The sequence below is a fragment of the Amycolatopsis echigonensis genome (assembly GCF_014174495.1).
Lineage (GTDB): Bacteria > Actinomycetota > Actinomycetes > Mycobacteriales > Pseudonocardiaceae > Amycolatopsis > Amycolatopsis echigonensis.
Genome location: NZ_JACJHR010000149.1, coordinates 1 through 10,228 on the forward strand (window position 1 = coordinate 1; position 10,228 = coordinate 10,228).

The 10,228-nt window shown below is 71.1% G+C and carries 10 protein-coding genes; 9 read left to right on the forward strand and 1 reads right to left on the reverse strand.

What is annotated here, in order from left to right:
- The first annotated feature begins 89 nt into the window (after nt 1–89).
- The 7 genes from H5411_RS44535 (at nt 90) to folK (ending at nt 6,695) form a co-directional block, all read left to right on the forward strand.
- Complete coding sequence (locus tag H5411_RS44535; RefSeq protein WP_101437153.1) at nt 90–893, forward strand: ESX secretion-associated protein EspG; 804 nt, start codon at nt 90–92, stop codon at nt 891–893.
- Nucleotides 894–990: 97 nt separating this feature from the next.
- Nucleotides 991–1,812 (forward strand): ESX secretion-associated protein EspG, encoded by an 822-nt coding sequence (locus tag H5411_RS44540; protein ID WP_101437154.1) that lies wholly within the window; start codon nt 991–993, stop codon nt 1,810–1,812.
- Nucleotides 1,813–2,018: 206 nt separating this feature from the next.
- The gene (ftsH, locus tag H5411_RS44545) at nt 2,019–4,433 is read left to right on the forward strand and encodes an ATP-dependent zinc metalloprotease FtsH (RefSeq protein ID WP_101437155.1); all 2,415 of its coding nucleotides are present in this window, start codon (nt 2,019–2,021) and stop codon (nt 4,431–4,433) included.
- Entirely contained in the window at nt 4,405–5,019 is a 615-nt protein-coding gene (gene folE, locus H5411_RS44550; RefSeq protein WP_101437156.1) for a GTP cyclohydrolase I FolE, read from the forward strand. The genes ftsH and folE overlap by 29 nt, the downstream gene beginning before the upstream one ends.
- 26 nt (nt 5,020–5,045) lie before the next feature.
- Nucleotides 5,046–5,852 (forward strand): dihydropteroate synthase, encoded by an 807-nt coding sequence (gene folP / locus H5411_RS44555; RefSeq protein ID WP_183127750.1) that lies wholly within the window; start codon nt 5,046–5,048, stop codon nt 5,850–5,852.
- Nucleotides 5,845–6,204 (forward strand): dihydroneopterin aldolase, encoded by a 360-nt coding sequence (gene folB / locus H5411_RS44560; protein WP_183127752.1) that lies wholly within the window; start codon nt 5,845–5,847, stop codon nt 6,202–6,204. The genes folP and folB overlap by 8 nt, the downstream gene beginning before the upstream one ends.
- Nucleotides 6,201–6,695 (forward strand): 2-amino-4-hydroxy-6-hydroxymethyldihydropteridine diphosphokinase, encoded by a 495-nt coding sequence (gene folK / locus H5411_RS44565; protein WP_101437159.1) that lies wholly within the window; start codon nt 6,201–6,203, stop codon nt 6,693–6,695. The genes folB and folK overlap by 4 nt, the downstream gene beginning before the upstream one ends.
- Here folK and H5411_RS44570 read toward each other — a convergent pair.
- The gene (locus tag H5411_RS44570; protein WP_167441973.1) at nt 6,692–7,645 is read right to left on the reverse strand and encodes a helix-turn-helix domain-containing protein; all 954 of its coding nucleotides are present in this window, start codon (nt 7,643–7,645) and stop codon (nt 6,692–6,694) included. The two genes, folK and H5411_RS44570, sit on opposite strands and share 4 nt — an antisense overlap.
- A 70-nt stretch (nt 7,646–7,715) precedes the next feature.
- Between H5411_RS44570 and H5411_RS44575 the strand changes: the two genes are divergently transcribed.
- Both H5411_RS44575 and H5411_RS44580 read left to right on the forward strand, forming a co-directional pair.
- Nucleotides 7,716–8,168, forward strand: coding sequence for a DUF3180 domain-containing protein (locus H5411_RS44575; protein WP_101437161.1), 453 nt, complete (start codon nt 7,716–7,718; stop codon nt 8,166–8,168).
- 69 nt (nt 8,169–8,237) lie between these two features.
- Nucleotides 8,238–10,199, forward strand: a complete 1,962-nt coding sequence (locus tag H5411_RS44580) for a DUF6779 domain-containing protein (protein WP_101437162.1) — start codon at nt 8,238–8,240, stop codon at nt 10,197–10,199.
- Nucleotides 10,200–10,228: the final 29 nt, after the last annotated feature.

A 10,228-nucleotide genomic window follows, 5' to 3' on the forward strand; every position in this document is an offset into this window, starting at 1 on the left:
GCCACGGCGCGGGGGGGGGGGGGGGGGGCGCGGGGGACGGGCCCGCCGCCCGCCAGCGTTCGCAAACACGTGGGGTAGGGGGTTGGTCGATGCCGAACGCGGAGCTGCTCGCGCCGATCGAGGTGGACTTCCTGTGGGAGTCGGCCGGTTTGGGCGAGCTGCCGTATCCGCTGCGGATCCGTTCGCACGGCGCGACGATGGACGAGCGCTCGGCGCTGCGCACGCGCACGCTCGGCGCACTGGCCGACCGAGGGCTCGCGGACGACCGCGGCAGGCCGGCCCCGCACGTCGAGGACTACTTCGGCATCCTCGCGTCGCCGGACGTCAGCCTCGACACCGTCCAGTTGCTCGACCCGAACGGCGAACCGCTGCTCGCGGTCGCGGGCAGCGTGAACGGCGAGGGTCTGTTCGCCGTGCAGGACCAGCGCGGGCTGCACCTGCACCCATGCGCGCCGGACGGACTGGCCACGGCGATCATCTCGCTCCTGCCGGGCGCTCCGCGCGGGACCGAGAAGTCGATCACCGTGCCGCTGGAGCAGCTGGTGGGCGCGTCCGGGGTCGACTTCATGCAGCGGCGCGGAAACCAGGTCGACGCCTCCGGCCGCGCGAGCGTGGACGAGGACCGCAAGGCGCTTGCCCGGCTGCACGCCCAGCAGCGCCTGCGCGGCGGCCAGATCGGCGCGAACGCCCGCAACCGCCTCGGCGGCCGCAGCCGGTCGACGGTGCTGAGCTGGTTCGACACCGAAACCGGCCGGTACTTCACCCAAGCCAGCCGGGGCCACGACGGACGCGACTGGATCACCATCGCGCCCGCTGATCCGGCGACGTTGCGGCACCGGCTCGGCGAGATGCTCGCGGGCGTCGCCGACCAGGCCAGCGCGGGAGCGTTCTGACCCGGTCGGGCCCGCTCGGCTGAAACCGTGCTTGAAGACCGCGGATCCGGCGCTACGCTGGGCCGGAGATCGTTGACCGGAGGGTGAGCAGCACCGGATGCACCAAGAGTTCTTCTCGCCGCTGGCCTTCGACTTCCTGTGGGAGTCGGCGGAGCTGGGCGAGCTGCCCTACCCGCTGCGCGTGCGCTCGCACGGCGCGACCGAGGACGAGCGCGTGTCGCTGCGGCACCGGGTCGACACCGAGCTGAAGGCCCGCGGCATCCGCGACGCGCGCGGCAGGCTCGAACCCGACATCGAGGACTGGCTGACGCTGCTCGCGCGCGCCCCGCACTCCATCGACGCGCTGCACATCCCGCAGTTCGAGGCGCATCCGGTCGCGCTGCTCGCCGCGGGCGACGAGCGCACCGGCGTGGTCGCGATCCAGGACGCCGACGGCATCTGGCTGCGCGCGATCCCGCCGGACGGGCTGGTGTCCGCGATCGTCGAATTGCTGCCCGGTGGTCCGCGCGGCAGCGAGGCGTCGGTCACGCTTCCGCTGGACGAGGCGTTGCACACCCAGCCGATCCGGGTGCCGGTCGCCGCGGGCGGCGGCCAGCCCGAGGAAAAGGGCGGCCGGCGGGCGAGGCGGCAGTCGCTCAGCGAGCGTGCCACCGTCGATCCGCGCGAGACCTACGCGCTCATCGCGGGCCAGCCGCGGCTGCGCGGCGGTCAGCTCGCAGCGAACAGCCGGTCCCAGCTGGGAACCCGGCAGCGGTCGCGGGTGCTCGGTTGGTTCGACACCGCCACCGGACGGTATTTGAGCTTGTCGAGGGCGGGTTCGGACGGCCGAGAATGGGTCACCGTCGCCCCGGCGGACCCGGCCACGCTGCGGAGCAGGCTGGGTGAAATGGTGGCCTCCGTGGCGGTCGACACCCGGTAAGCGGGTGGCGAGTCGTCCCGTACCGGGAACCCTCGCGCGGGATTGGCCGTTGACCTGCGAGAGGCTCGCCAGGCTTCCCCGCCCGCCCGGACGGTACCCTGGTGGGACGGGTGCCCGGCGGCGCCCACGGGTTGTCAAGATCGCGATGGCGGGTATCACAAGAGCCGCCCAACCAGGGAGGGTCGAGGCCGCAAGGGCCGAGTCGTATGAACCGGAAGAGCGTGCTCAGGAACCCACTGCTGTGGATCGTCGCGGGGTTGCTGGCGTTGTTCGCCTACAACACGATCTTCGACAGCGATCGTGGTTACACCCAGGCTCCTATCTCCACGGCGATGCAGCAGGTCAAGGCTGGACACGTCAAGGAAGCGAGCCTTGAGGACAAGGAGCAGCAGCTCAAACTGCTGCTCACGCAGAAGATCGACGTCGACGGGCAGCAGACCGACCAGGTCATCGCGCAGTTCCCCGGCGGTGCGACCGACGACATCTACAAAGCCCTCCTCGGCGCCAATGTCGACAACCAGGCGAACCATCCGATCAAGTTCACCACCAAGGTCACCCAGCAGAGCCTGCTGACCCAGATCCTGATCTTCGCGATCCCGCTGGCGCTGGTGCTCGGCCTGCTGATGTGGATGATGAACAACGCGCAGGGCGGCGGGAACCGCGTCCTGAACTTCGGCAAGTCGAAGGCGAAGCAGCTCAACAAGGACATGCCGAAGACGACCTTCGGCGACGTCGCGGGCGCTGACGAAGCGGTCGAAGAGCTGTACGAGATCAAGGACTTCCTGCAGAACCCGGCGCGCTACCAGGCGCTCGGCGCGAAGATCCCGAAGGGCGTTCTGCTCTACGGGCCGCCCGGCACCGGCAAGACGCTGCTCGCGCGTGCGGTCGCCGGCGAGGCGGGCGTGCCGTTCTACACGATTTCCGGTTCGGACTTCGTCGAGATGTTCGTCGGTGTCGGCGCGTCGCGTGTCCGCGACCTGTTCGAGCAGGCGAAGCAGAACGCGCCGTGCATCATCTTCGTGGACGAGATCGACGCGGTCGGCCGCCAGCGCGGCGCCGGCCTCGGCGGCGGCCACGACGAGCGCGAGCAGACGCTGAACCAGCTGCTGGTCGAGATGGACGGCTTCGACGCCCGCGGCGGCATCATCCTGATCGCGGCCACCAACCGGCCGGACATCCTCGACCCGGCGCTGCTGCGCCCCGGCCGGTTCGACCGGCAGATCCCGGTGTCCGCGCCGGACCTGCTCGGCCGCAAGGCGATCCTCGAGGTGCACGCCAAGGGCAAGCCGATCGCGCAGGGCACCGACCTGACCGGGCTGGCCAAGCGCACGGTCGGCATGTCCGGTGCGGACCTGGCCAACGTGCTGAACGAGGCCGCGCTGCTCACCGCCCGCGAGAACGGGCACGTGATCACCGACGCCGCGCTCGAGGAATCGGTCGACCGCGTGGTCGGCGGTCCCGCGCGCAAGAGCCGGATCATCTCCGAGAAGGAGAAGAAGATCACCGCCTACCACGAGGGCGGGCACGCGCTCGCCGCGTGGGCGATGCCGGACATCGAGCCGGTGTACAAGCTGACGATCCTGCCGCGCGGCCGCACCGGCGGGCACGCGCTGCTGGTGCCCGAGGACGACAAGCAGCTGATGACCCGGTCGGAGATGATCGGGCGGCTGGTGTTCGCGATGGGCGGCCGCACGGCCGAGGAACTCGTGTTCCACGAGCCCACCACCGGTGCGTCCTCGGACATCGAGCAGGCGACGAAGATCGCCCGCGCGATGGTCACCGAATACGGCATGAGCGCACGGCTGGGCGCGGTGAAGTACGGCCAGGAGCAGGGCGATCCGTTCCTCGGCCGGTCCGCGGGCCGCCAGGCCGACTACTCGCTCGAGGTGGCGCACGAGATCGACGAGGAGGTGCGCAAGCTCATCGAGACCGCGCACACCGAGGCGTGGCACGTGCTGAACACCTACCGCGACGTGCTCGACAACCTGGTCATGGAGCTGCTGGAGAAGGAAACGCTGCAGCGCAAGGACCTCGAGCGGATCTTCGCGACGGTCGAGAAGCGCCCGCACATCACCGTCTTCAACGAGTTCGGCGAGCGCACGCCGTCGGACAAGCCGCCGATCAAGACCCCGGGCGAGCTGGCGATGGAGCGCGGCGAGCCGTGGCCGCCGCCCGCTCCGGAGAAGGAGAAGCGCGCGCTGCAGCCCGCGCCGACCCCGGTCGGCACGGCGCCGGGTGCCGGCGATCTTCCCGGCGGACCGCCGTACCAGGCTCCGGACCCGAACGCGAACCCGTACGCGCCGCCGCCCAACGGCGGGCGTCCGCCGGGCGGGCCGAACGGCACCGGCCGATGGGGCCCGCCGTATGGTGGTCAGCAGCAGCCGGGCGGTCCGGCAGGCGGCGGCTACCAGCCCGGTGGCCCGGGCGGTGCGCAGAGCGGACCGCCGAACTACGGGGCGCCTCCGGGCTGGACCCCGGCGACGTCCCCGGGCGGCCAGCAGCCGTGGCGCCCCGCCGAAGACCGTCCGCGTGAGCAGGGCTGGTTCGCCGACGGTGCGAACGGCCAGCAGCCGGACGAGGGGCAGCATCGGCGTGACGTCGACGGATCAGACAAGCAGTAAAGACGGCATCCGCCCGGTCTTCGATCAGGACCGGGCGGAGCGCGCGGTTCGCGAGCTGCTGCTCGCGTGCGGCGAAGACCCGGATCGGGACGGTCTCCAGGACACCCCGGCCCGGGTCGCTCGCGCTTACCGGGAAATGTTCGCCGGCCTCTACACCGATCCGGACGAGGTGCTGGCGCGGACGTTCGACGAATCGCACGAGGAGCTCGTGCTCGTCACGGACATCCCGATGTACTCGACCTGCGAGCACCACCTGCTCGCCTTCCACGGGGTAGCGCACGTCGGCTACATCCCGAACGCCGACGGCAAGGTCACCGGGCTCTCCAAGCTCGCTCGGCTGGTCGACCTGTACGCCAAGCGGCCGCAGGTCCAGGAGCGGCTCACGTCGCAGATCGCCGACGCGCTCGTGCGGAAGCTGGAGCCGCGCGGCGTGATCGTGGTCATCGAGGCCGAGCATTTGTGCATGTCGGTGCGCGGGATCCGCAAGCCGGGTTCGCGGACCACGACGTCGGCGGTACGCGGGATGCTGCGGTCGTCGGCGACTTCGCGGGCCGAGGCGATCGAGCTGATCCGGGGGCGCCGGTGATCCCCCGGCCGGGGCGGTGCGCCGTGATGGGCGTGCTGAACGTGACACCGGATTCGTTCTCCGACGGCGGTCGCTACTTCGATCTCGACCAGGCGCTGGAGCACGCGCGCGAGATGTGGGCGCGCGGTGCGGACCTGATCGACGTAGGCGGCGAATCGACGCGGCCGGGAGCCTCGCGGGTCGACGCGGAGACCGAGGCCGCGCGCATCCTGCCGGTCATCCGGCAACTGGCTTCCGAAGGCGTCGTGCTGTCCGTCGACACCACGCGGGCCTCGGTCGCGGAAGCCGCGGTGGCCGCCGGCGCGAAGGTGATCAACGACGTGTCCGGCGGGCTCGCCGATCCGGCGATGGGACGGGTCGCGGCGGAAACCAAGGCACCGTGGGTGCTGATGCACTGGCGCGGGCACAGCAAGGACATGAACGCGCTGGCCACGTACACCGACGTCGTCGCCGAGGTGCGCGGCGAGCTGCTGCAGCGGATTGACGAGGCGATCGCCGCCGGGGTTTCGGAGAGCGAGATCGTGCTCGATCCCGGCCTCGGGTTCGCGAAGCACGCCGAACACGACTGGGCGCTGCTGAACAGGCTCGATTCGTTGCTGGACCTGGGTTTCCCGGTTCTGGTGGGTGCTTCGCGCAAACGTTTCCTCGGCCGGTTGCTGGCCGGGAAGGACGGCGTGCCGAGGCCGCCGGACGGCCGCGAGATCGCCACCGCGTCGATCTCGGCGCTGGCCGCCGCGGCGGGAGCTTGGGGCGTGCGGGTGCACGAGGTGGGGGCTTCACTGGACGCCGTGGCGGTGGCCGCGGCCTGGCAGCAAGGACGGGCCGATGGCTGACCGCATCACGCTCACCGGACTGCGCGTGTTCGGCCGGCATGGGGTCTTCGAGCACGAGAAGCGCGACGGACAGGAATTCGGCGTCGACATCGTCGCGTGGCTCGACCTCGGGCCAGCGGCGGCGTCGGACGACCTGGCGAAGACGCTGCACTACGGCGAGCTGGCCGAGCTGGCGGCGGGGATCGTCGCCGGGGAGCCGTACGACCTGATCGAGAGCGTCGCCGGGAAGATCGCCGACGAGGTCATGCGCGACGACCGGCTGACCGCGGTCGAGGTCACCGTGCACAAGCCCTCCGCGCCGATTCCTCTGACGTTCGACGACGTCGCCGTCACCATCCGGCGGGAGCGGTGAGCCGCGCGGTCCTGTCGCTGGGCTCCAACCTCGGCGACCGGCTCGGCTACCTGCGCAGCGCGGTGGACGCGGTGCGCCCGGCGCTCGTCGCGGTGTCCGGGGTGTACGAGACGAAAGCCTGGGGCGTCGAGGACCAGCCGGATTTTCTGAACGCGCTGTGCATCGTCGACGACCCGGCGCGCGACCACTGGGCGTGGCTGCGCGCCGGGCAGGCGGCCGAACAGGCGGCGGGCCGGGTGCGCGAACTGCGCTGGGGCCCGCGCACACTAGATGTCGACATAGTGACAGTGCAGGGCGTGACATCCGACGACCCGGAGCTGCTGCTGCCGCACCCCGGGACCCCGGACCGGGCGAGCGTGCTGATCCCGTGGCTCGAGATCGACCCGGACGCCGAGGTCCCCGGGCACGGCCGGGCCGCCGACCTGCTCGCCCGGCTGCCGGAAGCCGACCGGTCGGGCGTCGTTCTGCGGCCCGACCTGACCCTGGCCTAGGCCGGGTTCACCCCCGAGGCCCGCAGCGCCGCCGCCAGGAACCGCAGCTCCTCCTGGGTGCTCGGGATCGGCGGCCAGCCGTTGATGGTCGCCAGCAGCTGCCAGTACCGCTCCGAACGCGGGTCCGCGCCTTCGCTGATCGTTTCGAGCAGCTTGGTGCGGAACGCCGGATCGTCCGGATCCTGGCCGGGCCTGGCCGACGCCGTCGCGATGCGGTCCGCCAGTGCGCGCCCGGCCGGGGAGTCCGGGGCCGCGCCCGCGTCGAGCGCCGTGCGGGCTTCGGCGATCCAGGCGAACCAGTGTTCCTGCTGCGCCTTCGTCGGCTGTTCGTACTCGCCAGCGGCGACTGTCCGCGCGTGCCGCGTGCTCATGTCCCGGATCAGCTGCCGGAAATCCGGGTCCTGCACGAGTTCCGCGAACTCGATCCAGGCCTCCAGCTGTTCCGGGGCCGGATCATCCGGAAGATCCGGTTTCGCCGAGCGCATTCGCGTGTAGAACTCGGTGTCGACGTCGAGCCCGTCGACCATTTCGTCCCAGAACTCGTCGACCAGACGGCGGCGTTCCTCGTCCGGCATTCGGGCGATGCGATTCATCAGTTCCACTTCCTCCAGCTCGGAATCCCGTTTCAGCACCGCGCGCAATACCGCGCGGCGCAGCCGCAACCGCCGGATCTGCTCGTCCAGGGCGTCGACGTGGCTCGTCGCCAGGTCGCGCATCGTCGTCTCGCGCGCCAGTGCGCGGGACACGTCGGGCAGGCCGATGCCCAGTTCGCGCAGCGTCCGCACCAGCTCCAGCCGGACGAGCGCGTGCGCGTCGTACAACCGGTAGCCGGCGTTGGTCCGCTGCGTGGGCGGGAGCAGGCCCTCGTCGGAGTAGAACCGGATGGTCTTCACCGGCAGCCCGGTGCGCCGGGACAGTTCGCCGATCGTGAAGACCGTGGTGGCGGGCATGTCAGGCATCGTGGAGTCTCCAGTCGCTGGAGAGTCAAGCGTGCCAGAACGGCCTCGGTACGGTGGAGTCATGCACTTCACGCGGTCCCGGGACCTGGTCGTGGCCGCGGTCCTCGGCCTCGCCGTGGTCTATGTGCTGTTCCAGGCGGCTTACGGCGATCTGCCGCCGCTGCCCACGCTCGCCGGGGTGACCTTCGCGGTGCTCGCGATCGCCGAGGCGGGATTGGCGTTGTCGATCCGGTCGCGGATCAAGTCGGGCCGGGTGCACGGCGACGCGGTCGGGATCGCCAGGGCGGTGGCGCTGGCGAAGGCGTCGTCGCTGGCCGGGGCGTTTCTCGGCGGTGCCTGGCTGGCGGCGTTCATCTATGTTTTCCCGCGACGTGACGAACTCGTTGCCGCGGTCTCCGACAGCAGGTCGGCGGTCGTCGGGGCGGTCTCGTCGGCGCTGCTCGTAGCTGCCGGTTTGTGGCTCGAGCATTGCTGCCGGACGCCGCCGGAGGACCGTCGGGAATCGACCGATTAACGCTCCGATCGCGCCGCTCGAAGTACCGACTAGGTCTCATTCGGATCACCGGAAGGTACGGTGTCAGGCATGACTGGCGTGGGTGACGACTCGCACGGCCGCCGCCCTGGCAGGCCGTGGCTCGTCGTCGGATTGCTCCTCGCTGTCGGCGCCACCCTCGCATTGGTGCTCAGCGACGACCTCCGGTACCTCCGGCTCGGGATCGTCGCCGCGCTCTGGGCCGCCCTGATCGGCGCCTTCCTGGCTGTCCGGGCCCGCAAGAACGCGGCGCACAGCGAGGACGCGGTCGCCGAGGCGCAGGCGGTGTACGAACTCGAGCTGGAACGCGAGATCGCGGCCCGGCGGGAGTACGAGCTCGAACTCGAGACGGAAACGCGTGAGGCCGCCCAGGCGCAATCGCGCGAAGAATTGGATGCGCTGCGTGCCGAAGTGGCTGCGCTGCGCGAAAGTCTGCAATCTTTGTTCGGCGGCGAGGTATTGCTCGAACGCGTCGCGCTCACCGCGCAGGCGACCCGGATGCGCTCGCTGAACGACGAGCAGCGGCTCGTTTCGGCCGGTGCCGAAACCAAGAACGGCAACGGCAAGAAACCGGCTCAGCTGCTCGGTCCGAAGAAGCCGGCCGACAGTCCGGAGCGGCCGACCGAATTCATGGACCGGGTCCTCGACGCGACTTCCGCGGAGCGCCGGCGGGCCCCGGTGAACGGCGGTTCGAACGGGACGGCGAAGACCAAAGGCGCCAACGGGACTTCCGGCGCGAACGGCTCGATCAGCGCTGGACTGAACGGTTCCGGCCCGAACGGCGACCGTTCGACGCAGTTGCGCACCCAGCAGATGCCGCGGCTCAAGCCGAAGCGTCCGGAACCGCCCGCCGAGCCGGAGCCGTTCGAGGACGAGGTGGAAGCGGACAGCCCCGCCCCGCGCGGTGGTCGCGACTCGCGCGCCAGCCTGGCGGATGCGTTCGTGCCTCGCGGCGGCCGTGGCGACTCAGGCCCGCACGAGGGACGCGCCAGCGTGGCGGACGCTTTCGCCTCGCGTGAGCCGCGCAATGGCGCACCGGAACCGCACGCTGAGCGGCCCGCTCGCGGCGGTGCCCCGGAGCCGCAGGCCGAGCGTGGTCCGCGTGGCGGCGCTGCGAAGCCGCGCGCTGACCGTGCGCCGCAGCCGTATGAAACCGAACGCAACTCCGGTTCGCACGTCATTCCGGAGCCGTTCGAGGAGGACAGCGTTGAGCGAGGGCCGCGCAACGCGACTGAGCCGCTGCCTCGCGAGGCTCGGGAGCCGCGTGGTTCGTTCAACCAGGGCAAGCCGTCTCCGCGAGCCGCTCGGCCGCAGAACGACGCGCCGGAACCGCCTCGCCGGCCGGCCGCGGACGCGCAGCCGACCCGGAACGTCGCGCCGGTGAGCAAGCCGGAGCCGCCAGAGCCGCCGGTGAAGTCGGAGCGCCCGGCGCCGCGGTTGGCGGCACGGCCCGCGCCGAAACGGCCTGACTCGGCTGAACAGACCGCGATCTCCCGGCCTGCCGAACCGGCCGCGCATCGGCACGCTGAGCCTGCTCCGAAGAAGGCGGTGCCGGAGAAGGAAACCGCGGTGGAGTCGCAGACTCGTGCGCCTTCTCGGCTGGAGCAGTTCTCCCGGTCGGATCTGTCGCCGTTGGCTGAGGACACGCCTACTGGGCGGCATGGTGCTCCGGGGTCGGAGGGGGTTAATCCGACGTTGCCGGAATCGGTTCGCAGCACGGTCAGCAGCGGGACCGGTGGGCGGCGGCGTCGTCCGGACGCGGAGTCGAGTCCGGCTCCGTCGTCGGGTGGACGTCGGCGGCGGCCGGAGGGGGAGCCGCCTGCTTGGGAGGCCGCGGACAGTGTTGAGGACGAGGCCGGGCATGGGCGGAGGTCTGCGTCCGCGTCGGCGTCCGCAGACCGGGCGGAGAGTTCGGCTGGGCATCACGCGTCTGGGCTGTCGGTGACGGAATTGCTTGCGGCTAATGGGAAGAGTGAGGCGAGTCCTCGGCGGAGGCGTCGGGCGGAGGACTGAGCGGCTCGTCGCCTGGCGGCGACATTGCG